Annotated in this window: 15 protein-coding genes, 11 tRNA genes and 2 rRNA genes; 23 read left to right on the plus strand and 5 right to left on the minus strand. The window is 37.8% G+C overall.

From position 1 onward, the window contains the following. The first annotated feature begins 186 nt into the window (after nucleotides 1–186). From FGK96_RS01720 to FGK96_RS01780, 13 genes are all read left to right on the plus strand, one after another. A 23S ribosomal RNA gene (locus FGK96_RS01720) occupies nucleotides 187–3,091 on the plus strand. 206 nt (nucleotides 3,092–3,297) lie between these two features. Then, nucleotides 3,298–3,413: ribosomal RNA gene (gene rrf, locus FGK96_RS01725) — 5S ribosomal RNA — on the plus strand. A gap of 14 nt (nucleotides 3,414–3,427) precedes the next feature. After that, nucleotides 3,428–3,500, plus strand: a tRNA-Val gene (locus FGK96_RS01730). Between the two features lie 20 nt (nucleotides 3,501–3,520). After that, nucleotides 3,521–3,593: transfer RNA gene (locus FGK96_RS01735), tRNA-Asp, on the plus strand. 88 nt (nucleotides 3,594–3,681) lie between these two features. Beyond that, a tRNA-Lys gene (locus FGK96_RS01740) sits at nucleotides 3,682–3,754 on the plus strand. Between the two features lie 4 nt (nucleotides 3,755–3,758). Next, a tRNA-Leu gene (locus tag FGK96_RS01745) sits at nucleotides 3,759–3,840 on the plus strand. 9 nt (nucleotides 3,841–3,849) lie between these two features. Beyond that, nucleotides 3,850–3,922: transfer RNA gene (locus FGK96_RS01750), tRNA-Thr, on the plus strand. A gap of 12 nt (nucleotides 3,923–3,934) precedes the next feature. Then, a tRNA-Gly gene (locus FGK96_RS01755) sits at nucleotides 3,935–4,006 on the plus strand. Between the two features lie 8 nt (nucleotides 4,007–4,014). Beyond that, a tRNA-Leu gene (locus FGK96_RS01760) sits at nucleotides 4,015–4,099 on the plus strand. A gap of 15 nt (nucleotides 4,100–4,114) precedes the next feature. Then, nucleotides 4,115–4,188, plus strand: a tRNA-Arg gene (locus FGK96_RS01765). A gap of 6 nt (nucleotides 4,189–4,194) precedes the next feature. Continuing rightward, nucleotides 4,195–4,268: transfer RNA gene (locus FGK96_RS01770), tRNA-Pro, on the plus strand. 11 nt (nucleotides 4,269–4,279) lie between these two features. Further along, a tRNA-Met gene (locus FGK96_RS01775) sits at nucleotides 4,280–4,348 on the plus strand. Nucleotides 4,349–4,359: 11 nt separating this feature from the next. After that, nucleotides 4,360–4,431, plus strand: a tRNA-Glu gene (locus FGK96_RS01780). A 177-nt stretch (nucleotides 4,432–4,608) separates the two neighbouring features. Here the strand turns inward: FGK96_RS01780 and FGK96_RS01785 are convergent. The 3 genes from FGK96_RS01785 to recX all read right to left on the minus strand — a co-directional run bounded on the left by FGK96_RS01785 (nucleotide 4,609) and on the right by recX (nucleotide 6,371). Beyond that, nucleotides 4,609–4,923, minus strand: a complete 315-nt coding sequence (locus FGK96_RS01785; protein ID WP_138080807.1) for a DUF960 domain-containing protein — start codon at nucleotides 4,921–4,923, stop codon at nucleotides 4,609–4,611. Between the two features lie 57 nt (nucleotides 4,924–4,980). Further along, nucleotides 4,981–5,514, minus strand: a complete 534-nt coding sequence (locus tag FGK96_RS01790; protein ID WP_138080809.1) for a DUF402 domain-containing protein — start codon at nucleotides 5,512–5,514, stop codon at nucleotides 4,981–4,983. 80 nt (nucleotides 5,515–5,594) lie between these two features. Then, complete coding sequence (recX, locus tag FGK96_RS01795; RefSeq protein ID WP_172601576.1) at nucleotides 5,595–6,371, minus strand: recombination regulator RecX; 777 nt, start codon at nucleotides 6,369–6,371, stop codon at nucleotides 5,595–5,597. A 92-nt stretch (nucleotides 6,372–6,463) separates the two neighbouring features. Here recX and rlmD point away from each other — a divergent pair, with 92 nt between their 5' ends. Next, entirely contained in the window at nucleotides 6,464–7,819 is a 1,356-nt protein-coding gene (rlmD, locus tag FGK96_RS01800; RefSeq protein ID WP_138080813.1) for a 23S rRNA (uracil(1939)-C(5))-methyltransferase RlmD, read from the plus strand. A 361-nt stretch (nucleotides 7,820–8,180) separates the two neighbouring features. Beyond that, on the plus strand, nucleotides 8,181–11,378 hold the full coding sequence (locus tag FGK96_RS01805; RefSeq protein ID WP_138080815.1) for a zinc carboxypeptidase: 3,198 nt from the start codon (nucleotides 8,181–8,183) through the stop codon (nucleotides 11,376–11,378). Between the two features lie 103 nt (nucleotides 11,379–11,481). Here FGK96_RS01805 and FGK96_RS01810 read toward each other — a convergent pair whose 3' ends face one another. Beyond that, a complete protein-coding gene (locus tag FGK96_RS01810; RefSeq protein ID WP_093958939.1) occupies nucleotides 11,482–12,996 on the minus strand; it encodes a helix-turn-helix domain-containing protein in 1,515 nt (504 codons plus the stop codon). 356 nt (nucleotides 12,997–13,352) lie between these two features. Here FGK96_RS01810 and FGK96_RS01815 point away from each other — a divergent pair, with 356 nt between their 5' ends. Both FGK96_RS01815 and FGK96_RS01820 read left to right on the plus strand, forming a co-directional pair. Beyond that, complete coding sequence (locus tag FGK96_RS01815) at nucleotides 13,353–15,815, plus strand: fibronectin binding protein (protein WP_138080817.1); 2,463 nt, start codon at nucleotides 13,353–13,355, stop codon at nucleotides 15,813–15,815. Nucleotides 15,816–16,337: 522 nt separating this feature from the next. Beyond that, on the plus strand, nucleotides 16,338–17,009 hold the full coding sequence (locus FGK96_RS01820; protein WP_138080819.1) for a putative quinol monooxygenase: 672 nt from the start codon (nucleotides 16,338–16,340) through the stop codon (nucleotides 17,007–17,009). A 219-nt stretch (nucleotides 17,010–17,228) separates the two neighbouring features. Here the strand turns inward: FGK96_RS01820 and FGK96_RS01825 are convergent, their stop codons facing one another. Next, complete coding sequence (locus tag FGK96_RS01825) at nucleotides 17,229–18,134, minus strand: LysR family transcriptional regulator (protein WP_138080821.1); 906 nt, start codon at nucleotides 18,132–18,134, stop codon at nucleotides 17,229–17,231. 158 nt (nucleotides 18,135–18,292) lie between these two features. Between FGK96_RS01825 and FGK96_RS01830 the strand changes: the two genes are divergently transcribed. The 6 genes from FGK96_RS01830 to aroD all read left to right on the plus strand — a co-directional run bounded on the left by FGK96_RS01830 (nucleotide 18,293) and on the right by aroD (nucleotide 24,588). Next, a complete protein-coding gene (locus FGK96_RS01830) occupies nucleotides 18,293–19,129 on the plus strand; it encodes a sugar phosphate isomerase/epimerase family protein (protein ID WP_093958936.1) in 837 nt (278 codons plus the stop codon). A 74-nt stretch (nucleotides 19,130–19,203) separates the two neighbouring features. After that, a complete protein-coding gene (locus tag FGK96_RS01835; RefSeq protein WP_138080823.1) occupies nucleotides 19,204–20,061 on the plus strand; it encodes an SDR family NAD(P)-dependent oxidoreductase in 858 nt (285 codons plus the stop codon). A gap of 45 nt (nucleotides 20,062–20,106) precedes the next feature. Then, on the plus strand, nucleotides 20,107–21,396 hold the full coding sequence (locus FGK96_RS01840; protein WP_138080825.1) for an MFS transporter: 1,290 nt from the start codon (nucleotides 20,107–20,109) through the stop codon (nucleotides 21,394–21,396). A 62-nt stretch (nucleotides 21,397–21,458) separates the two neighbouring features. Then, complete coding sequence (locus tag FGK96_RS01845; RefSeq protein WP_138080827.1) at nucleotides 21,459–22,691, plus strand: MFS transporter; 1,233 nt, start codon at nucleotides 21,459–21,461, stop codon at nucleotides 22,689–22,691. 18 nt (nucleotides 22,692–22,709) lie between these two features. Beyond that, the gene (locus tag FGK96_RS01850) at nucleotides 22,710–23,594 is read left to right on the plus strand and encodes a shikimate dehydrogenase (protein WP_138080829.1); all 885 of its coding nucleotides are present in this window, start codon (nucleotides 22,710–22,712) and stop codon (nucleotides 23,592–23,594) included. Nucleotides 23,595–23,832: 238 nt separating this feature from the next. Then, nucleotides 23,833–24,588 carry a type I 3-dehydroquinate dehydratase gene (aroD, locus tag FGK96_RS01855; RefSeq protein WP_138080831.1) on the plus strand — a complete coding sequence of 252 codons (756 nt, stop codon included), beginning with the start codon at nucleotides 23,833–23,835 and terminating at the stop codon, nucleotides 24,586–24,588. Nucleotide 24,589: the final 1 nt, after the last annotated feature.

Below are 24,589 nucleotides of genomic sequence, written 5' to 3' on the forward strand. Positions count from 1 at the left end.
TTATTTTACGCAAGTTTTACGACAAGTCGTAACGGTTCTTAATATCATAATAGTCCATTGAAAATTGAATAACTATATCAAATTCCACGATCATACAAATGATTGTAGAAAAGTAACAAGAAATAAACCGAAAAAAAGATAAACGCGAACATATTAAAAAATAAGAAGGTCGAAAGACTGGAATAAGGTTAAGTTAATAAGGGCGCACGGTGGATGCCTTGGCACTAGAAGCCGAAGAAGGACGTGACTAACGACGAAATGCTTTGGGGAGCTGTAAGTAAGCGCTGATCCAGAGATGTCCGAATGGGGGAACCCACTAACTAATGGTTAGTATCCATGACTATAAAGGTCATGAGAAGGAAGACGCAGTGAACTGAAACATCTAAGTAGCTGCAGGAAGAGAAAGCAAACGCGATTGCCTTAGTAGCGGCGAGCGAAACGGCAGGAGGGCAAACCGAGGAGTTTACTCCTCGGGGTTGTAGGACTGCGACGTGGGACTTTAATTTAATAGAAGAATTACCTGGGAAGGTAAGCCAAAGAGAGTAACAGCCTCGTATTTAAAATTGAATTGAGCCCTAGCAGAATCCTGAGTACGGCGAGACACGCGAAATCTCGTCGGAATCTGGGAGGACCATCTCCCAACCCTAAATACTCTCTAGTGACCGATAGTGAACCAGTACCGTGAGGGAAAGGTGAAAAGCACCCCGTGAGGGGAGTGAAATAGAACCTGAAACCGTGTGCCTACAACAAGTTCGAGCCCGTTAATGGGTGAGAGCGTGCCTTTTGTAGAATGAACCGGCGAGTTACGTTATGATGCGAGGTTAAGTTGAAGAGACGGAGCCGTAGGGAAACCGAGTCTTAAAAGGGCGACTTAGTATCATGATGTAGACCCGAAACCATGTGACCTACCCATGAGCAGGTTGAAGGTGCGGTAAAACGCACTGGAGGACCGAACCAGGGCACGTTGAAAAGTGCTTGGATGACTTGTGGGTAGCGGAGAAATTCCAAACGAACTTGGAGATAGCTGGTTCTCTCCGAAATAGCTTTAGGGCTAGCGTCGATGTTAAGTCTCTTGGAGGTAGAGCACTGTTTGGGTGAGGGGTCCATCCCGGATTACCAATCTCAGATAAACTCCGAATGCCAAGTAGATATAATCGGCAGTCAGACTGCGAGTGCTAAGATCCGTAGTCGAAAGGGAAACAGCCCAGACCACCAGCTAAGGTCCCAAAATAATTGTTAAGTGGAAAAGGATGTGGGGTTGCACAGACAACTAGGATGTTAGCTTAGAAGCAGCTATTCATTCAAAGAGTGCGTAATAGCTCACTAGTCGAGTGACCCTGCGCCGAAAATGTACCGGGGCTAAAACAATTTACCGAAGCTGTGGATTACTAGTAATAGTAATGGTAGGAGAGCGTTCTATGTGTGAAGAAGGTATACCGTGAGGAGTGCTGGAACGCATAGAAGTGAGAATGCCGGTATGAGTAGCGCAAGACAGGTGAGAATCCTGTCCACCGTAAGACTAAGGTTTCCAGGGGAAGGCTCGTCCGCCCTGGGTTAGTCGGGACCTAAGGAGAGACCGAAAGGTGTATTCGATGGGCAACAGGTTGATATTCCTGTACTAGTATGTATAGTGATGGAGGGACGCAGAAGGCTAACTAAAGCGTGCGAATGGAAGAGCACGTCTAAGCAGTGAGGTGTGGTATGAGTCAAATGCTTATACCTGATACATTGAGCTGTGATGGGGAGCGAAGTTTAGTAGCGAAGTTAGTGATGTCACACTGCCAAGAAAAGCTTCTAGCGTTTAACTACATACTACCCGTACCGCAAACCGACACAGGTAGTCGAGGCGAGTAGCCTCAGGTGATCGAGAGAACTCTCGTTAAGGAACTCGGCAAAATGACCCCGTAACTTCGGGAGAAGGGGTGCTGTCAGCGATGACAGCCGCAGTGAATAGGCCCAAGCAACTGTTTATCAAAAACACAGCTCTCTGCTAAATCGTAAGATGATGTATAGGGGGTGACGCCTGCCCGGTGCTGGAAGGTTAAGAGGAGGGTTTAGCGCAAGCGAAGATCTGAATTGAAGCCCCAGTAAACGGCGGCCGTAACTATAACGGTCCTAAGGTAGCGAAATTCCTTGTCGGGTAAGTTCCGACCCGCACGAAAGGCGTAATGATTTGGGCACTGTCTCAACGAGAGACTCGGTGAAATTTTAGTACCTGTGAAGATGCAGGTTACCCGCGACAGGACGGAAAGACCCCATGGAGCTTTACTGCAGTTTGATATTGAGTATCTGTACCGCATGTACAGGATAGGTAGGAGCCATTGAGAACGGGACGCCAGTTTCGTTAGAGGCGATGTTGGGATACTACCCTTGTGTTATGGCTACTCTAACCCAGATAGGCAATCCCTATCGGAGACAGTGTCTGACGGGCAGTTTGACTGGGGCGGTCGCCTCCTAAAAGGTAACGGAGGCGCCCAAAGGTTCCCTCAGATTGGTTGGAAATCAATCGCAGAGTGTAAAGGTATAAGGGAGCTTGACTGCGAGAGCAACAACTCGAGCAGGGACGAAAGTCGGGCTTAGTGATCCGGTGGTTCCGCATGGAAGGGCCATCGCTCAACGGATAAAAGCTACCCTGGGGATAACAGGCTTATCTCCCCCAAGAGTTCACATCGACGGGGAGGTTTGGCACCTCGATGTCGGCTCGTCGCATCCTGGGGCTGTAGTCGGTCCCAAGGGTTGGGCTGTTCGCCCATTAAAGCGGCACGCGAGCTGGGTTCAGAACGTCGTGAGACAGTTCGGTCCCTATCCGTCGCGGGCGTAGGAAATTTGAGAGGATCTGCTCCTAGTACGAGAGGACCAGAGTGGACTTACCGCTGGTGTACCAGTTGTCTTGCCAAAGGCATCGCTGGGTAGCTATGTAGGGAAGGGATAAGCGCTGAAAGCATCTAAGTGCGAAGCCCCCCTCAAGATGAGATTTCCCATGATTTAATATCAGTAAGAGCCCTGAGAGATGATCAGGTAGATAGGTTAGAAGTGGAAGTGTAGTGATACATGTAGCGGACTAATACTAATAGCTCGAGGACTTATCCAAAGATAAGAAATAGTTGTCACACGTTTATTGACAAAGAGGTAGAGTTCTTGATAAGATATAGTTATTCAATTTTGAGTGGACTAATCTTAAGTAGTGAGAACGTTAAAAAATCTGTATGAAAATAGGGAATTGAGGCTGTGTGGTTGCACACAAGGAAGTTTAACTTTTTCAGTAAGATTTAAGTTCGAATACAGTTCAATCATAAGTTAAGTGACGATAGCCTAGGAGATACACCTGTACCCATGCCGAACACAGTAGTTAAGCCCTAGAACGCCTGAAGTAGTTGGGGGTTGCCCCCTGTTAGATACGGAAGTCGCTTAGCTTAGACCACTCGATGGGAGTTTAGCTCAGCTGGGAGAGCATCTGCCTTACAAGCAGAGGGTCAGCGGTTCGAACCCGTTAACTCCCATAGTATTAATAAAGATACGAGGTCCCGTAGTGTAGCGGTTATCACGTCGCCCTGTCACGGCGAAGATCGCGGGTTCGATTCCCGTCGGGACCGTTTTAAAAGTCAGGTTGACTTTTAAAAGTTGCGGATAGAATAAGCGAAGCTTATGTCATTCGTTAATTGATTAAAAAGATGAAGATGAGACTCGTTAGCTCAGTTGGTAGAGCAATTGACTTTTAATCAATGGGTCACTGGTTCGAGCCCAGTACGGGTCATCAAGCGGGTTTGGCGGAATTGGCAGACGCACCAGATTTAGGATCTGGCGCTTAACGGCGTGGGGGTTCAAGTCCCTTAACCCGCATAACCTTAGGCCGGCTTAGCTCAGTTGGTAGAGCATCTGATTTGTAATCAGAGGGTCGCGTGTTCAAATCATGTAGCCGGCATTTACAACAATTGCGAACGTAGTTCAGTGGTAGAACACCACCTTGCCAAGGTGGGGGTCGCGGGTTCGAATCCCGTCGTTCGCTTTTGAGTGGCCGGGGTGGCGGAACTGGCAGACGCACAGGACTTAAAATCCTGCGATGGTTTACATCGTACCGGTTCGATTCCGGTCCTCGGCATTAATTTAATAAAAAGCACCCTTAGCTCAACTGGATAGAGTACCTGACTACGAATCAGGCGGTTAGAGGTTCGACTCCTCTAGGGTGCATAAATTCGGGAAGTAGCTCAGCTTGGTAGAGTACTTGGTTTGGGACCAAGGTGTCGCAGGTTCGAATCCTGTCTTCCCGATGTGATGGCGGTGTAGCTCAGCTGGCTAGAGCGTCCGGTTCATACCCGGAAGGTCGGGGGTTCGAGTCCACTCGTGCCCATTAAAGCATATGGTCCGTTGGTCAAGGGGTTAAGACACCGCCTTTTCACGGCGGTAACACGGGTTCGAATCCCGTACGGACTATAAGTTATACTCTTCTATATGAAGAGTTTTTTTGTTAGTTATATCACTATATAAAAAATGAGTAGTCTATGTCACTACTCATTTTGACTTCTAGTAGTTCTCTTAAATTCTAAGATAGTACTAGCGTTTTATGTTGTTATGTTTATATCTCAGTAGAGATACTTTGTTGGAGTGAGCTCAACTGATTTCATGTTTTAAGAGGATTGTTTCAAGTCCATCATTATCAATAGCATAGACATACTTTGGTAGAAAAGGATCATAAGGATAGTCATAGTCAAAAACGATTAGTAAGCTTCTCTTTTTATCATGGTATTCAATAGAAAGGTTGTTTTTGCTATTTTTCACTAATACGAAAAGCAAGATGCGCTCTAAAGGGAAGACACCTTTTAAATTCTCATCAATAATTTGCCAGAATGTGTCAATAATTTCTGGTGGTATTGAGGTTGCTACACCAAAGCTTGCATATCGTTCTCGAGTATTTTGAAAAGCCATAGCTATTTCCTTTCTAAATGATAAGCAAAGCACTCCGATGGGAGTGCCTGACTTTTATTAACGATTCTTCAGTTCAAGATAACGTTTGTACCAAATTTTGATATATGCTTTTGAGAAAGGTCCTTTTTCATGGTTAATCCAATCGACTAGGACTTTTACATTTTCTTTCAAAATGAAGTCAATATCAGGAGAATACTGCATTTTCTCTTTGTGTATTTCATATTCATCCACATCTAGTAATCTCTTCTCACCATCTGCAAATACTTTAACATCTAAATCGTAGTCAATATATTTTAATGCTTCACCGTCTAAAATAAAAGGACTAGCCAAGTTGCAATAATAAGAAATTCCATTATCTCTAATCATTGCAATGATGTTAAACCAGTATTTCTTATGGAAGTAAATAATGGCTGGTTCTCTAGTGACCCAGCGCCTACCATCACTTTCTGTGACTAGCGTGTGATCATTTACCCCAATCAAAGCATTTTCAGTTGTCTTTAGTACCATAGTGTCCCGCCAAGTGCGGTGTAAACTACCATCATGCTTATAACTCTGAATTGTAATAAAGTCGCCTTCCTTAGGTAATTTCATGCCTTACCAACTTTCTACAATTAAACTTATCTGATATATTCTATCACAAAAAAAGAATAAAATCACTCATTTTGAGTGACTTACAGGTATTCTCTTAAAGCTTGATTAATCGCGTCAGAATCAAATCCTTTACGATAGAGTGCTTGAAAAAGTCTTTGTCGAAGTTCATAGCCGTCCCACTTTTTACTGAATTTGCGATGCTGCTTTGTCAATTCTTTTGTTAATAGATGATTACTTAGCTCCTGATCTTGTTCCAACTCGAGGTGTCCTAAAGCGGACTTCGCCAAATCATAGGAGAATCCCTTAGTAATAATGGACTGGGTAATTTTATCTTTTAATGCTTTTTCGGGTAGTTTTCCCTGATATTTAGAAAGCAATTTTTTGACTAATTTTTCTACAAGAGGAGAATAATCATAATTAGTGAGGTGTTGATCAATTAGTGATGGAGAGATGCCTTTTTGTAAAAGTTTTTGCTTCAGAACGTGGGGGCCTCTATCTCCAGATAATATATTTTGTCTGAGATAAGCCTCAATATACTTAGTATCATTAATCCAGTTATTTTCTTCTAAATCATTGATAATTTGATCAATTGTGATTTTATCGATCTCATTTTTGTAAAGATAATCAATCACTTGTTTTTTGGTTCTAACTTGGAATGAAATGTAATAAAGGGCGAGGTTCTTGCCATGTGAAAATTGAGCGAACACTTTTATCTCATTTAGTTGCTCGCGGCTTATCTCCATATCCTTAGATAGCATAAATTTAACAATAGTGTCTTCAGTAACATATAGTTTTTCACTATGATCCAATTCAAGCAGATAGAGCCGTTTTTTCTTTTCAATTTTGCTTATTTTCATATTAATTATTATAACAAATAAATGGTAAAATAGTAGAAAAGGATTTTCACTAGTGTTTTGAGAATTGCTAAGCAGATGGGAAAAGGGTTTATATGCAAGTTATCAGAGAAAAACAAAAAATTAAACTAAAGGTAAAGCGAATGGGGATTAACGGTGAAGGTATCGGTTTTTATAAAAAGACCTTAGTTTTTATACCAGGTGCCTTAAAGGGAGAAGAAGTTCTTTGCCAAGTCACCTCAGTCAATCAGCGTTTCCTCTATGCTAGGCTAATAACAATTCTTAAAGCCTCCAAGGATCGAGTACAACCTCGTTGCCCTATTTATGAAGACTGCGGAGGTTGTCAAATTATGCACTTAGCTTATCCTAAGCAGTTGGACTTTAAAGATGATGTTATTCGTCAGAGCCTTAAAAAATTTCAGCCACAGGGCTTTGAAAATTTTACCATCAAGCATACTATTGGTATGGTAGAACCATGGCATTATCGGGCTAAATTGCAGTTTCAGACGAGATCATTTGGTGGGAAGGTGCATGCCGGTTTATTTGCTGAAGGCAGTCACCGTTTGATTAGTATTGAAAATTGTTTAGTACAAGATAGCACTACTCAGGCAATTATTAACGATATTGTCTGCTTGTTAGAACGGCATCGGATTCCTATTTATAACGAACGTCATATTGCTGGCTTACGTACTGTCATGATTCGAAAAGGCCAATCAAGTGGGCAAGTTCAACTCATTTTTGTAACAAGTAAAGAATTGCATCTTGCTCCCTTGGTCAAAGCGTTAGTGGCTAACTTTGAGGAGATAAAGACAGTAGCTATTAATTATAATGGATCAAAAACAAGTGGTCTCTATGGGGAACGAACCGAAATTATTTGGGGTAAAGAGACAATCAATGAAGATGTCTTAGACTATAGCTTTGCTTTATCACCAAGAGCATTTTATCAATTAAATCCTCAACAAACAGAGACCCTATATTCAGAAGTTGTAAAAGCTTTGGAAGTTTCTGAAAACGATCAAATAATAGATGCCTATTGTGGTGTTGGTACAATTGGTTTTGCTTTTGCCAAACATGTGAAAAGCATACGAGGGATGGATATTATTCCAGAAGCAATTGCTGATGCAAAACAGAATGCCAAAGCAATGGGCTTTACTAATACCTATTACGAAGCTGGTAAAGCAGAAGACCTGATTCCCACGTGGTACAATGAAGGCTATCGGGCCGATGCTATTATTGTTGATCCGCCAAGAACAGGTTTGGATGAAAAATTACTAGAGACAATCGTAAAGTATCAGCCTGAGAAAATGGTTTATGTCTCGTGTAATACCTCAACCTTAGCACGTGACTTAGTTACTTTAGCCAAGTTTTACCATGTAGAATATATCCAATCAGTAGATATGTTCCCTCACACGGCAAGAACTGAAGCGGTGGTTAAGTTACGAAAGAAATAAGCAAGTTAGTCTAAGGGCACAATTGTGCTCTTTTTTGATTTTTTTAAGAATAAATATTCTTGAATAGGAATAATCTTTCGAAAAAATGTCATTGTATGTATAGTAAAATAATTATAAACTAGCGCAAAAATAAATATTTATTAATAATATAGCTAAATAAACAAATAAATATACAAAAGTAATAAAAATTATTATAAATACTAGTATAGATTCAGCTTTTACATCATTAACATAAAATGATAATAGTATCATTCTTTAGAATAGTTAAAAGATATGGAAGCGCTTGCAAAAAGTTACTCAAAATGATAAAATGATGGCAAAATAAGAAAAATGAGTAATTATTCTAATTTAGGAGGCCTATATGACTAAAATCAATTCTAGTCATTCAACTTATGCTGATAGAGTTATCAAAGGTTTGTCAGCATCATGCTTAATACTTTGTAGTCTTGCCTTAGCTCAACAAGCCAAAGCAGATGTTGTTTCTTTGAAGGCCCCCCTTGTCCCAACAAGTAGTCAAACTGCTCCTGCAAGCACTGCCACAGATGCGTCTTTGACGGAAAATACGACAGTAGGAACAGAGGTAGCAGTCCCGACGCCCTCGGCAGCTATAGGGGGGGAGGCTTCGGTAAATCCTGAGGTCAACACAGAACTAGTAGCAACAGAAGCTAGTATCAACGAGATAACTGCTCTTTCAGTTAGTGCCCAAGCTACTCCGAGCGCAACAACACAAGTTGAAAAGCCTCAAACTATCTATATGGATAAGTCTAATCAGGTTGATGTAACTGTGGCAACGGAGAGTCCTGTGACTTGGACAATTCCAAACTTGCCTGCTAATACCTATGATATCAAAACAGGTCAGTTTTCTGGGAAACCAACAGTGACGGTACAAAGTATAGTAACAACAGGTGGTACCACCTACCAAATTAAAATTGACCCACTTTTTGGATCAGATCTAAGTCTGCGTTGGCCTAATAATATTCGTCGGACTTATCGTGACTATATGGGAACTTATAGTCTTCAAGGTATTAGTCAAGATGGCTTAACAGTTATTACAAAAGAGCTGACCTTACGACCTTATGAAAGTTACCAAACTCATGAAGAGTTACTTAATACCTTAAAAGATGTTCAAGTAAATCATGCAACGGATCGCCTTGTAGAAGTAGAAACTATTGGTAAAAGTGCTCTTGGTAATGATATCAAAATGGGTATTGTGGCAAAAGATCAAGCTACTCTTGATAGATATCTTAACCACACAACACCAATGATGCTAATGCAACCTGACCAAGCCTTAAAGCTATTAGCTCAAGGAAAATTTGATTACCAATTGCCTATTCTTATCAATAATACTCATGCGGATGAGCAACCAGGTATTGATATTGTCAGAGGCCTTTTTGAAGCTTTTGCAAGACAAACAAGTATCGATTATCAAACCGTTGATGCTGATAAAAATCCCATATCGGTTAAAATTGATATTCCGGCTCTCTTAGAAAAAGTTATCTTATTATTTGATTTTACGGAAAATCCAGATGGGGACATTGCTAATACCCGTGCTCTCAATAATGGTTTAGATCCTAACCGAGATACCGGTTATCAGACAAATCCTGAAACACGTGCCATTGTTGAACAAATCAATAAATGGAATCCTATTGCAATTTTCGATGTGCATGGCTTTGTTAAGGAGTTTTTAATAGAACCATGCACACCACCACATGATCCAAACTTTGAATATGATTTATTTGATCATAGCTTAGTTGAGGGAGCGCGTGCTATGGGAAATGCGGGTATTACAAACTCGAATTATGATAGTTACATTATTCCAAAATTTGATTACGCTTCCGGCTGGGATGACTCCTTCTCAGGCTATACAGCAGTATATGGTCTCTATCATGGTATTTTAGGCCATACTATAGAAATTCCTGAAACTAATGAGGAGTCTTATAAGGCAGGATACTATGCTGTTTTGGCAGGTATTAATTATGATTTGCAAAATAGTGACCAGCTGATGAAGAATCGTTTAGCATTTTACTCACGTGGTATTCATAAAGCAGAGGTGGCTGCTGCTAACGATGAACTGGTTACAGTTGATGGGACCGTTAAGGGAAGAATTAAAGATGGTCATACTAACTTTTTCCCAGATTACTATATTATCCCAATGGAGCTTTCAACAGAAAGTGATACTGATCAAGCATTTAAAATGATTGACTACTTCCGTCGTAATGGCGTCGTCTTGAGTCAATTGACGCAAGATGTAGCTGGTTACCATAAGGGTGATTTAGTGATTGATATGGCGCAAGCCAAGAGAGGCTATGCTAATCATGTTATGTATAAAGGCGCAAACGAGTCCGAATGGCCAGCAATGTATGCTGAACTTGTTATGAATTTCCCAGCAATGCGTGGTTTTAAAGCGGATGCTATTTACCAATCAGGGTTATTTGCTGGTAAAATTGGTCATGTTACTTTAACAAGTGCTCCTAGGACAGCTCCAACTGATAAAGAGTATTACATTGTTTCTAATAATTCATTAGCAGCTGTCCAGGCCGTTAATGCAGCTTTAAAAGCTGGTAACAAGGTTTATCTAACTAATGACGGTTACGTCATGGATAAATTAACTTATGAAAGTGTTGTAGCAACCTACCCGTTATATGCTCAACCAACCTGTTTGAAACCAATTGGTCAAAGTCTAAAAGCATTAAGCGTCTATGCACCTGGTAATCCAAACGCTTCCTTAGGTTTCACATCACCTTCAGAAGTCAGCTTGGCTTTAAGACAGATGGGCTTCAATGTTGTTAATTCGGCAGACCAAGCAGATGTTATTATTCTAGATAATGATCAATTTGATGCTAGTGTTCTCGGGAAGAAACCAATCATCGTCCTTGGTGGAGTGGCAATGGCTAAATTGGAAAGTTTGGGAGTCTTACCTGGATTTGATGCAGCTATGACTAATGAAAAGGATGGAGGAAGCTATGAAGGTTTAATGAAAATTAACCTTGATGCAAGTAGTCCTTATACAAGTGGTTATGGGGCACAGTCACTTTATTATGCTAATTCTGGTTCTTGGATTCAAGGAGTTCCTGCTGGCTTTATAAGCCTAGCTAAGATTTCACCAAGTGATTTCTACGTTTCAGGTTGGTGGCCACAACACGAAGGTTTAGCAAATAAAACGGTAGCTGTGAGTGGTATATTCCAAGGGCAACCAATGTTTATCTTTGCTGGTAATCCTGTTAATAAGACTCATACAATCAATTTTTATCGTTGGGTAAGTAATGCCATTTTTGGGACAAACCTAACAGCATTTGTTGAAGGTGAATGTCATAGACCAGCTACAGATAATAATACGGTAGTACCAGTTTACCATCAAGATTCCCGATTCCTTGTTTACCAAGGGCAACAGGTGACTTCAGAAGTAGACGCTATGGCAGCGAAATCTACTACAAGAACATTACCAAGCTTAGCTGATGGAACTAGTAGTAAGAAAGAAAGTCAGCTCTTTTGGATTACTGGTTTGCTAGTAGCCAGCGGGGGGCTGTTTGCAGCAGTTAAACGTCGCAAAGACGAATAATAATGTCGTATTTAACGTAGAAAAGAAAGATAATAAGTAACCAATGAAACAAAGCCTATCTAAAACTGATAGGCTTTGTTTTTTATATGACTCTAAAATATATCTAAGTCTCAGCTAACTGAATCTGCTGTTTCAAAAAATTAGAAAATTGCTCTGCTTTTAAGTTAGCAATGGTATCTTGTAATTGTCTGGTATTGGCTTCAAGATTATTATGTGAAAAGTCCAGAATTGGAATTCCAGAAATGATTTCTTGTTCAATAAAAGGAATAAGCTGATGGCTGGTCACAATTAAATGAGGGTTAATATCAGCAATTTGATAAATATCATCCGTTAAAAGATAATAAGAGTGGAAACAAACATAATCTGAGGAAAAACGGTTGGCGATAAAATCAGTGAGGGTCATAGAACTAGTAAAATCAGTAGATAAAAAAACGAGTTGTAGAGGAGATTGGTAACTCTTCAAAAAAAGTTCCAAATGATTACAAAAGAGATTTAGGTGACGTGTGTTCACTTGCACTGCTTGTTTAATATCTTTTTTCCATTTTTTGACGATCTTAAAAATAGCTTCTTTAAGTAAACTATTTTCCGAGCAATAATTTGAAAGAAAATAATTTTTTTCAGGAATAAATGGTTCTAATTGATAGATGTGATCTTTAGCGAAGGCTAATACAATTCTTAAAAATTCTTTCTCTTTAGTTTTGGGAACATTAAATAGTTTTTTTAAAGGATTCAGCAGTAACTGGAAATTATCATTCTGTTCAAAAATGGAAATATAAAAATCAACTTCTTCCTTAGTCCATTCTTGACTGGCAAAAGAATTGTTAGCAAGGATATAGATCAGGAAAAGGTAATCAACATCAGAAGTGCTAAAAGAAAGGTGAATCTCTTTTTCAATAGTGGCAGTAACAGTTTCCGATATCTTTTGATAAATAAAGATTTGTTTTAGCTCAGTAAAAATATCTGATTGGGGAAGATATACTTGATAATCAAATCGTTTCCAAGATAAGGCTAGTAAAGTATTGTAAAATTGAAAGGAATGTTCAAGTAAGTTTGAAAATTTTAAGCTAGAAGCACTGTTAGTAATGAATTGGTTGATAAGGTAAAAATCTTCTTGTGTAAATTTATAAATGATGATGCCAAATTTAGATTGTAGAAGAGCAATCAGGAAACGAATCCGATATTCATCACCTCCAATGAGGTTTTTGTTTAAGGTTAAACCTATTTCCTTTAAAAAGGGCCGTATGGCTTCTCGCATACGATAAGCAGAGGCATTTGAAATGAAAGAGCGTTCAGCAAAATAAGTTAAGGGTTTTTGATTGTCTTTATTCAAAAGTAAAAAACGTAAGAGCTGCAAGATGTTAGATTGAGCGTAGAGGTCAAAAAGATAGTGATCTTTTAATTCTTCATTATAAGTAGTGGTAACAGCTTGGGGAGTAACCTCAATCTTAAGATTTTGGGGGAATTGGTCATTTAACTCTTGACAATACTGTTTGATGAGATTGTAAGATAATTTAGTTTTAGTCAGAAGGTCTGGTACTAAAAATTCCTTCTTATCTAAAAACATAGTTAGGAGTGTTTTTTTATCTATAATCGGTTTTTCTAAATAATGTTCTAGCAAATGATTCCCTCACATATGTCAACAGCAAAAAGTACGTAGGTTTTTAAATAAGGCCATTATAAATCATTCACTGTGAGAAATCAACTATTCGCTATAGGAAAGGGAGTAAGCGTTTTTTTCTCATTTAACCAATTAGGAATACTTTTTTTTGAGAAAAAAATAAGGAAAAGTTACTAGAAAAAAGAAGAAAGACTTGTTATGATTATAGACATTGTCAGCTATAAATCACTAACTATTAAGAAATACTAAATGATATATTTTTGGGGAAAAATATAGTCTTCTTTTACTTGTAAAAGCTCCTTAGTTTTCTAATAAAGTAGTAACACCTAAGACAATGTAATGAGAGAGAGAAAACTATGTGCTTTTTAAAAAATAATTATCGCTACGCTTTACGGAAAACATCATTTGGACTTTTATCAGTTGCCTGGCTAAGTTTTTTCCTAGTAACAAATCAAGTATCTGCTGATGAAATATCTTCAAATGTAGCTAATGATACTTCTAGCCAAGTACTTGCCAATGATTCGACTAAAGACTTAGAAGTAGCGCTTAACCGTTCAAATGACGTTAAGAGTTTAGAAGAAAAATATCAAGCAGAAGGCTTCCAAGTAAGTCTTACTGAAGATGAGATATCTTATCCTGGTGCTCATGCGGCTGAAAAGATAGCAACTGAGATTAATCAGACCTATGATCAGCAGCAAAAACAAATAGAAGCAGAAGTAGCTAGTTATAAGGCGAAAGTAGCTGAGGAAGAAGCTAAGCAAAAGCAGTATCAAGAAGACCTTGCTCTTTACCGAGAACAGGTAAAGGAAAAAGAGCGAATTGAAGCGGCTAATCGCGAAAAAAAGACTAATTACGAAATTGCGCAAAAAAAATATGAAGAAGCTGAAAAAACTCTTGGTCAGGAATACCAATTTACAGATGAAGATAAAAAAACAGTTAGTAATGGTAATAGTGACCCCTTAAAACTGTATGGGGAATTAGACCAAACAAAGAAGAATAGCATTGATTACTATAAGGGCTTAAAAGTTAAAGCTGATTTAGATGCCTTAGATGCTCACTCTTTACAAGAATCAATTACTTGGAATAAAAATACCACTTTTGAAAAAGTAAGTGGCAATTTCAAGGTCAGTGAAGGTATGGAGCTAAAAGACGAAACAAGCCGTATTAGTCATACTGTTAAATTAACGGGCTATAAGGTTAATGATTCCTTTGTCTTAAAAAACGTTGGGAAGATTGAAACAGGTGATAGTCTTGATTTAAAGGTCACTATTACTCAACTTGGAGAAGGTTATGGTCAGAAAAAAGCTGATGGTAGCTATACCGTTGAACAAGCTCTCTATATAGGTAAGGAGTTTGAGAAACTTTCTCAAGAGTCAGGATCAATTGAATTTGTCTATCGTAATCACCGAGATATGGGCTTTAAATTTGAATTTTTGGTAAATAATAAACCAACGAAAATTCTCATCACTCAAGTTATTGGTGATATTGATCTAGGTCAAAAAATTCAATTTGATTTTGGTCAAGATGGTAAGAAACTTTTTTCAGTACCTCAGGGCTCAAAAATTACAAATAATAATGAAACATTTACATCAGCTGCTGACTTTAATGTTCAAAACTTTGATAAAACTCCAGAGGGAACCATGTTAGCCGTAGGTGTAGGGACTGAGATGAACTATCATCACATTACTGAAGATAGTTACTATCAATACACCGATAGTAATTATAAAGTATTATCACAGTTAACAGAAGCGCAATTTGACAAGGAAAAGCTTGCTCTAATGGCTGGAACAAGTACAGCAGCTCCGGGACAAAAGCGGGTTGGAGGAATCCTTTTTTCTTTATTTGGTAATTCAGTTAAGTTAAATGAAGTTGTTAAACCAGAACCCCCTACTTATGAACAAGTCTTGGAGCCGCAAGCACCAACACCACTAGAAAAAATAACGATAGAAAAACCTAAGCTTAGCCTGAAAAGTTTTAGACTAGTTCCTATGTTAGAAGCAGAGATTGCTTTTGATATTGAAACTGGAGAGTGGCCTAAAGAAAACTTAAGTGATCCAAGCTTACCAGAGGATCCTATCATAAATGACAGTCTTCTGCCAACAGAAGGCGAGGGCCAAAGCGATACCAGTGAGATTGAACTTATCTTTGGGAATAGTGATTTTATCGATGTTTTTGAAGACACAGCAACAGAAGTGATAGGCGGTTCGAATTCTGGAGCTCTCTCTATTCAAGAAAATAGTGATCCTATTTATGAAGAAACATATGATTCCGAGCCAAGTCTTGAGTTAGGACAAAGCTTCTTAATTGAAGAATCAGAAGACACACAATTTGATATGAATGGTTTCTCAGGCGATGAGGTCATTGAAGAAGACAGTCAAATTCCAGTTTACCAATTTGGTACGCAGACAGAAGTCATAGAGTTCGTCGAAGATAGTCACCCTATTCTGACAGGCTTCTCAGGAAATGAGGTCATTGAAGAAGACAGTGAAAGACCGATTCATCAATTTGGTATGCACTTAGAATCAATTGAATTCAGTGAAGATAGTCACCCCGTTTTGACAGGATTCTCAGACGATGAAGAAGCCATTGAGGCAGATAGCATTATTCAAGAAGAAAACCTTGTGACAAAACAGAGTCAAGGTGAAGATAAAAATCATTTTTATAAAGTAACTAACCAAGCGTCGCAAATTGTAAAAGCAGAAAAAACTGCTTTGCCAACGACTGGAGAAAAAGCGGAATCTAAGTTGCTAGCATTGCTTGTTATAGTCATGAGTTTAGGTGGTCTTCTTAGCCAAACTTTTAAAAATCGTCAATCTTAAAACCTGTTTTAGAACTGTTGGAGTTGACCTTTTCAAGCATAGTAGCTTTGTTGATTTCAATCAGGGCCTTAAATAGGCGTAAATTTGGGTATAGATATTAAAAAGGGAGTTGTAGTTATTAAGACAACTTCCTTTTTTGGTAAACAATCATGGGTGATAAGAGTTGTATTAAATTTACTCATAAATTTTGGTATAATGGAATACATAGAGTTCAAAGATAAGAAAATGGGGAAGCGATGATAATGTCTCTCTTTTATCACAAAATTTTAAAGTAAAATGGTAGTGATAAGAAATTGACTATTGAGAGAGCAGAAGAACCTGTTTTGTAGAAAGGGTTGATAACACTTATAAGTGTTGTCCCTTGATTCTAGGAAACTTGATGTTAAGGGTTATCTATTGAATCTGGGCTATCGATTCCTTCAACTTGGAAATTATTTTTTCTTTGAGAGAAATATCTACTCCGCTAATAATTACAAGAACAAGCTCAATGATATATTTTTTAGATTGATAAGGAGAGACATTATGACCAATCCAGAGAAACAAGCACCTATCATGCGCCTCTTTGAGTTAGAGCCAATTCCATCTACTAGGAAAACTTTCCAGAAAGTTGGGAAAGACAATCTCTTACAAGCTATCAATAAAGAAGAAGGAACTTTGGTCATGGTCACTTGTTATCATGAAAATTCAAATCAGCAAGTGGTTTTTGAGATTTATCAGGATGAATCTGCCTATCGGCAACATATCCAAACAGACCATTTCCAGACCTTCTTAGATTATGCTGCGGATGGGTTAAAGAGTCCTAAAGTTGTTATACTACAAGCAGAGTTGCTTTGTGAGAAAGCTGAGAAGAAAATCTTTGAAAATGCTTCTACATTACATATTCGCTTAACTAAAATAAGTTTAGCTCCAGAAAATGCTGCTATCTTCAAGGATATCTTAAATCAAGAAATGCCCACCTCAATTGCTAAAGAAAGTGGTGTTTTAGCCCTTTTTTGTGGCCGGAATTTAGAAGACTTGAGTCAATGGTATTTTTTCGAAGTTTATCAAAATCATGAGGTTTATCAGAAGCATATTGAGAGCGAGCATTTTAAAAAATATCTCAGAGACTCAGCTGAAATCATTCTAGCTAAAGAACTTGAGATTTTGGATGGAGATATCTTGGTTAGCCAAGGCAAGGCCCAGTATTTATCATAAGAAAAGTAGTTAGCTATTGTTAGTTTCTAGATGGCTAATTTAGCTAGGAGTACCCTATTCAGAATAAAATAAGGGGAATAAATAATCCATTTACATTTAATGTATTTCTAGAAAAAACTTGTCGCTAAGAAATGAAGTTAGTCATGAATAAGTAGACATACTTTTCAGAATTAGATGAGGAAGCTTAACAAGTCTAACTATAGAAAATGAGCCTTTCAATTAAGATTGGCTCATTTGTTCGATATGATAATGTTTAGAAACATAGTTGATAAAGTCTTGTATGGCTGGAGCATGCGTTGTACTATTGAGGTAAGCCATGTAATAATAACGGGAGTTTTTTAGGGCCTCTACTTCAATAATATCGACATCTAATGTCTTTAAAAATTCTAATTTTGGCAGAATAGCAATACCGAAATTTTGAGCGACTAGACCTGCAATGGTTTCATCCTCTTCAATTTCAAAGGTAATATTAATCTGGTTTTTATAATTTTTGTACAGTTCTTCAATTACTGGTCGAACACCACTTTTCTTTGAAAACCAAATTTGTGAATAGGGGAGTGTATCTTCTAGAGTTACCTCTTCTAACTTTGTTAGCTCATGGTTTTTAGGAACGACAATAACCATATCTTGAATAGCAATAGGAATAAAAGTAATTTGGGGATTGCTCTCAATTTTAGAACAAAAGGCTAAATCATATTTACCATCTGTTAGCCCTTTAAGTAAATCAGTAGTCATTCCGCTATCATTGTAAAAAATAAAATTAGCTGGGGATTGGGGATATTGGGTAAGAAACTGTCGCGTTAGATTTGGGACAATACGGTGACTTAAAATACGCAGTAAGGCAATATTAATATCAAGTTTGTCTTGGCTGATTGCTTGGAGATGTGAGACACTTTGATCAATAATTTTTAACGCTTTTTGAATATCTTTCGCGAATCTTCTACCATTAGATGTAAGTACAATATTACGTCCTTGCTTTTCAAAAAGCCGTAGGCCCAGCTCATTTTCAATTATTGTAATAGCATGACTTAAGGTTGGCTGTGTAATATGTAATTGTTCAGCAGCTTTAGTATAATGCTCTACACTGGCAAGCGTAATAAAGTATCTTAGATGTTGTAAATTCATAGTCAACTCTCCGTAATGTTTTCCTTATTCTATCATGAACCATAAATTTTTTCTATGGAAAGCCTTTCAAAATTCAATTGGATTTTGTGATTTCTTTAACTTATAATGAGTTTGTAACTGAATGTTAAAAAATTAACAAACTTTTGGGAGGATGTAGAATGTCACAAGAATCACCAATTACTATTAGCTCCTGGACCTTAGGAGATACTTGTCGCTTTGAAGATCGGGTTAAGGCAGCCAAAAATGCAGGATATCAAGGCATTGGACTTCGCTCAGAAACCTATGTTGATGCTTTGAATGAAGGTTTAACAGATCATGATATGTTAACTATTTTAGATAAATATGATATTAAAGTAACTGAAGTTGAATATATTGTTCAGTGGGCAGAAGAAAACCGTTCCTATGAGCAAAAATATAAAGAACAGATATGTTTCCACATGTGTCGACTTTTCAATGTTGCTCATATCAACTGTGGTCTGATGGAAAATTATTCTATTGACTACACAGCTCAAAAATTAAAAGAACTTTGCGAGCGCGCTGGTGACCTAATTATAGGTGTTGAACCAATGCCATATAGTGGACTTCCTGATTTTGATAAGGCGTATGCTGTTGTTGAAGCCTCTGGCTGTGATAATGCCATGTTGATTCTTGATACTTGGCACTGGGTTCGGGCAGATCAACCTTATCGTCAGCTTACAGCTAAGCAAGCGGCAAAAGTTGTTTCTATTCAAATCAATGATGCCTATGAACGACCATATGCGTCAGCAATTCTCCGAGATGAGTCAATGCATGATCGTTTAGCTCCGGGAACGGGAGTTAAGGATACTGTTGGTTTTGTTAATATGATTAAGGAAGCAGGTATCAGGCCTAGAGTTATTGGTGTTGAAGTGATTTCAGATGCTATTTTGGCTCAAGGTTTAGATTATGCTTCTCGATATACATATGAAAATACGGTTAAAGTTCTTGAAGAAGCTTGGCCAGAGCAACTATGTTAATAAATTTGTTAAGATTTTAACAAAAAGATAAGTGAAGCAACTCATTTACGATATAATAGAAAGATAGGTGGAAAATGGCGGAAGAATGGTTAGGGCTAAATGGAAAGATAGCAGTCGTTACAGGAGCAGTTGGAGGTATGGGGAAAACAATTGTTCAAGAATTTGCTAAACAAGGTGTAAATATTGTCCTCCTCGATATTAAAGAGAATGACTTAAATGTTTATGCTGAAGAAATAAGGACGACTTATGGTGTTGATACTTTAGCCATTGTGACTGATTCTACATCAGAAGAAGCAGTTGAAAATGCAGTGAGGAAGACAGTTGAAAAATTCGGTTGTGTTGATATTTTAGTTAATACAGCCGCTATGCTACGAGCATGTCCACTTGAAGACTTACCTTTGGAAGAATGGCGGCAAACGGTAGATATTAACTTAACAGGTTACTTCCTAGTATCGCAACGATTTGGTCGTCAAATGATTAAACAGGGAAAAGGGAATATGGTTCATGTATCAACGATTGCTTCTGTGTTTCCTGAGACCTACTCTGCAGCTTATAGTTCAACAAAAGCGGGTGTAAATATGATGTCTCGTCAGATGGCAGCAGAGTGGGGTCAATTTGGGGTGCGCAGTAACTGTATTCAGCCATGTTTTGTTAAAACGCCGTTATCTGAAGCTTTCTATGCTGATCCAGATGTAGAAAAAGGTCGTAAGGCTTTAACTGCAAACAAACGGATTGGCAATACTATGGATATTGCTAATGCAGTACTTTATCTTGCAAGTGATCGTTCTGACTATACAAATGGACATGAATTACGTGTTGAAGGTGGTTTTGGTATTATGATGGGTGATCAAACTCCAAAGCCAGGAGGTCGCCGTCATTATGCAGAAAAAGAACATAAAGCTTATCTTGAAAGAGTCAAGGGAAATAGCTAATAAAAGCTAGAGGATTATTAGGATTATCTTTAAAAAGGGGAACTTATGTTTAAAAACAATAAATACAATTTTACTGCGATTTTGCTCTGGATGACCTATTTCTGTCATGGCATTCAAGCTATTATCATTTCACAAAATGCTAACTTCTTTGCAAATAAATGGGAAGTAGAAGCAGCAGCAGTTTTCGCAGTTATTGCTTGGACTGGTTTAGGAAAAATCTCTTTCTTAACTTTTTCTGGACCACTTTCGGATAAAATTGGTCGTAAACCATTGATTGCCTTAGGTTTATTTGGTTATGTTATTATGTTTGGTTCATTTTTAGTAGCAACAAACCTTTGGATGGCTAATATTCTCGCTTTTATTGGTGGAGCAATGACCTCACTTTACGATGGTGCTATTAATCCGGCTTTATTTGAAATGTATCCTGAAAATAAGTCAACAGCATCAATTTTTAGTAAGGCCTTCATTTCTGTTTCTTCAATGCTTTACCCATTATTTGTAGCTTACTTAGTAAGCCATAAAATGGCAGTTGAGATTGGTATTATTGTTCCCTTTGTTCTTAGTATCCTAGTTTTAATCGGTGTTCTTATTTCGAGGTTCCCTGATAATGATATCCGTAAAGAGCAAAATGTTTCTGCCAGCGAAGCAATCAAAATATTAGAAGCTAGACAAAGTACTGATCACGTTGCTACAAGTTCTAAAGTATCTTCAAATAAAAAGAGTGCAAATTTTGCTATAGATGGTGTTGTTCTCTCGACTTTTGCTTTTACTATTTACTCAACTTTTTACTTGTTTCAACAAGCCTCTAAATTGTATGCTCAGAATGTTATCCACATGTCAGAAACAAGCGCAGCAGCTGTGACTTCTTATTATCAACTTGGTGGTTTGATTGCGACGATTGTCTTTGCTTTTTTGATGGCTCGCGGCATTCGTGATATTGCTTTACTGGTTATTAGCCCAATTTTTGCAGGGTTAGCAGGTCTTCTGGTTTACTTTATTCCAACTGCTGCTACACTAACTTTTGCTGGCATCATTATTGGCTTCTTTGCAGCTGGTGGACTCTTACAAATGGGGAATGCAGTTTTAAACCAATTCTTTGATAAAAACAAAGGTCGTAATACAAGTATCTATTATTTTGTAATGGCTCTAGGTTCTTATATTGTTCCAATGCTAGCTTCCAAATTAATTGCGGCAAATCGTGCAGATTTGATTATGTTATTTGTATCACTTTGTGGATTTGCCTCAGCGGCCCTAATGATGTTTGCTGGAAAACGTTATGGCCATATTTTTGGAGTATCAGTCTTTTCTAACGCAACAAAGACTGAAAGGAACTAGAGAAAAGAGAGGACAATGATTTTCTCTTTAACTGATAAAAAATACATAAGGAGTATCATTCAATGAAAAATAAGTATGTACCGACTATTGGTGCACTTTATATTAACTATATTTTTCAAGGAATCGCTGCAATTATTATTTCACAGAATATGGCTATACTGGAAGGAAGATGGCAGGCTTCCATTAGTCAGATTACTTTAGTAATCAGTGCCATTGGTTTTGGTCGTATTCTAAGTGTTAATATTGCTGGTTTGATTTCAGATGCTCTCGGTCGGCGAAAAGCAGTACTCCTAGGAGCTTTAGCCTATATTATTTTTTATCTAGGTTTAGTTTTTACTAGTAATTATATGATTGCATTTATATTTGCCATCTTTGCTGGTATTGGTAATTCTTTTTTAGACACAGCTACTTATCCTGTCGTTGTGGAAGCTTTTGAGGAGCATAATAGTAATAGTGCCCTAAGTGTACTGAATAAGGCTTTTATTTCTATCGGCCAATTTTTACTGCCCATTATCACTAGCTTTTTATTACGTCATCATTTTTATTTTGGATGGACCTTCATTGCTTCTAGTTTGTTTTTAGTAGTCAACGCTTTCTTTATTTTTAAATTACCATTTCCTAAATATCAAAAAAATAAGGCGACTGAAGCTGTTGTGGACGCTGAATTTTCAACTGAAATTAAACCTTTATGGAATCAGTCTAACTTTGCGATTGAAGGGCTTTGTCTATTAATCTTTTCACTAGTTTCTGTTTCCCTATTCAACATTTTTATTATTTGGGTTCCTAGTTTTGCAGAAAGTGCTATCGGAATAGCAAGAACCACAAGTCTCATGTTTGTCAGTCTATATAGTATTTTTTCCTTTGTTTCAGTTTTTATTACATCTGCCATTGTTAAGCGTGGCGTAAATGTGTTATCATTTATGATTTTTTGTACTAGTATGTCAGCACTCGCGATTATTGGCATGTTGGTAATGCCAAACATTTATAGCTTAGTATTTGCAACATTTTGTATTGGCTTCTTCGCAGCTGGTGGCATATGGCAATTAGGATTAGCAACGTTGCTCGATTTTTTCCCGCAAAGAAGGGGACTTGTAACTAGTTACTATTCCCTAGCTACATCGGTATCTGTAATGGGCTCTCCTTATATAACAGGTATTCTTGCAGAGAAGAGAGTTGCCTTAGTATTTTATTTAGTAGCAGCATTAGCAGTGTTAGGAAGTATTGTATTATCAATTGTTGCTTACCGTTATAAAAAAGTTTTCTTATCAGAAACAAACATTATTAGTATTCATTAAAAAAAGAGAGGTATTATTATGTCAGAACGTTTATCAGGTCATACATTACTTATTTCCTTAATTGCAACACCCATACGCCATAGTCTGTCACCTAAAATGCATAATGAGGCTTTTGCTAAATTGGGGTTGGATTATGCTTACCTTGCTTTTGAAGTAGGTAATGAGGAACTAGCAGATGCGGTCCAAGGAATCCGTGCTTTGGGAATTCGTGGTTCAAATGTGTCCATGCCAAATAAACAAGCAATTATTCCTTATCTTGATGAGATTTCACCTGCTGCAGAACTTGTAGGAGCAGTAAATACGGTAGTCAACAAAGATGGTAAAGGTCACTTGGTAGGGCATATTACAGATGGAACAGGGGCAGTTCGTGCTTTAGCAGAAGAGGGTGTTAATATTAAAGGTCAAATTATTACTTTAGCAGGAGCGGGTGGCGCAGGTACTGCAATTGCTGTCCAACTTGGCCTAGATGGTGCTAAAGAGGTCCGTATCTTTAATCCTAAAGATGCTGCCTATACTAATGCGGAAAAGACTGTGGAAAAACTTAATAGTAAAACACATACTAAAGCTACAGTGACTGATTTAGCAGATGATGAAGCTTTCAAAAAGTCAATTGCTGAATCTTCTATCTACATTGATGCAACCGGTGTTGGTATGAAACCGCTTGAGAATCTTAGTTTAATAAATGATCCAGAAGTTATTCGTCCAGATTTAGTTGTTTTTGATGTGGTTTATAGCCCAGCTGAAACAAAATTATTGAAGTTTGCAAAAGAACATGGCGCTAAAAAGGCTATTAATGGTTTAGGCATGATGCTTTATCAAGGAGCCGAAGCCTTTAAATTATTCACAGGTGAAGAAATGCCAGTAGAATACATTAAGGATCTTCTTTTTAATGAAGAAAAATAAAGATTTTCAAAAGAACAGTGAGCTTTGTCTTACTGTTCTTTTGCTATTTAAAAAGGTTTGTTCTATGGATAATCTATAAAATTTATCTATTGATTCACAAAAAAAGATGCATTAGATTTAGGAAAATTCTCATGCTATACTTATAGTGAAAAACATCACATTTTCTCTGCTTAATTGTATTGAAATATGTTAGAAAATTAAAAATAAAAGTAAAGTTTGAGAAAGGTAAACGTATTAAATGGTAAAAACAGTTTCAGTTGGGGATATAACAATTGGCCAAGGTCTACCTAAAATTATCGTGCCCATCGTCGCTAAAAGTGCAGAGGCTATTATCCAAGCTGCCAAAGAAATCAAAGGTATTGATTGTGATTTTGTAGAGTGGCGGATAGATCATTTTGAAGAAGTCATGGACTTTGTAGCCATTGCAGACTTATCCAAACTAGTGAGAGACCTTCTAGGGAAGCCTCTCTTGGTGACCTTTAGAACGTACAAAGAAGGGGGAGCTAGACCTTTTACCGATGAAAGTTATTTCGAACTGTATGAAACATTAATTGAAAGAGGGCAACTGGATTTATTAGATGTCGAATTGTTTATGCCTGAAGAAGGTGTTCAAAATATAATCAAAAAGGCACATAACAAAGATATTAAAATTGTTATGTGCAATCATGATTTTGATATGACACCTAGTCAAGAAATTATTGTCGAACGTCTAAGAATGATGGAAGAAAAAGGTGCTGATATTTGTAAAATTGCCGTAATGCCCCAAAGCAGTCAGGATGTGTTAACACTTATGAAAGCTACCATTCAAGCACGAGAAGAATTACACCAACCTTTAATTACGATGTCAATGGGATCATTAGGTATGGTAACGCGTATTGCTGGTGAAATGCTTGGCTCTGCAGCTACTTTTGGAGCCGCACAGGAAATATCAGCTCCAGGACAAATTCCAGTAACCTTACTACGAGAGATTTTAAGGACATTTAGAGGAAATTAAG

The organism is Streptococcus porcinus (assembly GCF_901542335.1).
GTDB lineage: Bacteria > Bacillota > Bacilli > Lactobacillales > Streptococcaceae > Streptococcus > Streptococcus porcinus_A.

What these genes read in the sequence shown, in the direction of transcription:
- FGK96_RS01785 (WP_138080807.1), bottom strand. Translation starts at nt 4,923, where the DNA reads ATGGCTTTTCAAAATACTCGAGAACGATATGCAAGCTTTGGTGTAGCA.
- FGK96_RS01790 (WP_138080809.1), bottom strand. Translation starts at nt 5,514, where the DNA reads ATGAAATTACCTAAGGAAGGCGACTTTATTACAATTCAGAGTTATAAG.
- recX (WP_172601576.1), bottom strand. Translation starts at nt 6,371, where the DNA reads ATGAAAATAAGCAAAATTGAAAAGAAAAAACGGCTCTATCTGCTTGAA.
- rlmD (WP_138080813.1), top strand. Translation starts at nt 6,464, where the DNA reads ATGCAAGTTATCAGAGAAAAACAAAAAATTAAACTAAAGGTAAAGCGA.
- FGK96_RS01805 (WP_138080815.1), top strand. Translation starts at nt 8,181, where the DNA reads ATGACTAAAATCAATTCTAGTCATTCAACTTATGCTGATAGAGTTATC.
- FGK96_RS01815 (WP_138080817.1), top strand. Translation starts at nt 13,353, where the DNA reads ATGTGCTTTTTAAAAAATAATTATCGCTACGCTTTACGGAAAACATCA.
- FGK96_RS01820 (WP_138080819.1), top strand. Translation starts at nt 16,338, where the DNA reads ATGACCAATCCAGAGAAACAAGCACCTATCATGCGCCTCTTTGAGTTA.
- FGK96_RS01825 (WP_138080821.1), bottom strand. Translation starts at nt 18,134, where the DNA reads ATGAATTTACAACATCTAAGATACTTTATTACGCTTGCCAGTGTAGAG.
- FGK96_RS01830 (WP_093958936.1), top strand. Translation starts at nt 18,293, where the DNA reads ATGTCACAAGAATCACCAATTACTATTAGCTCCTGGACCTTAGGAGAT.
- FGK96_RS01835 (WP_138080823.1), top strand. Translation starts at nt 19,204, where the DNA reads ATGGCGGAAGAATGGTTAGGGCTAAATGGAAAGATAGCAGTCGTTACA.
- FGK96_RS01840 (WP_138080825.1), top strand. Translation starts at nt 20,107, where the DNA reads ATGTTTAAAAACAATAAATACAATTTTACTGCGATTTTGCTCTGGATG.
- FGK96_RS01845 (WP_138080827.1), top strand. Translation starts at nt 21,459, where the DNA reads ATGAAAAATAAGTATGTACCGACTATTGGTGCACTTTATATTAACTAT.
- FGK96_RS01850 (WP_138080829.1), top strand. Translation starts at nt 22,710, where the DNA reads ATGTCAGAACGTTTATCAGGTCATACATTACTTATTTCCTTAATTGCA.
- aroD (WP_138080831.1), top strand. Translation starts at nt 23,833, where the DNA reads ATGGTAAAAACAGTTTCAGTTGGGGATATAACAATTGGCCAAGGTCTA.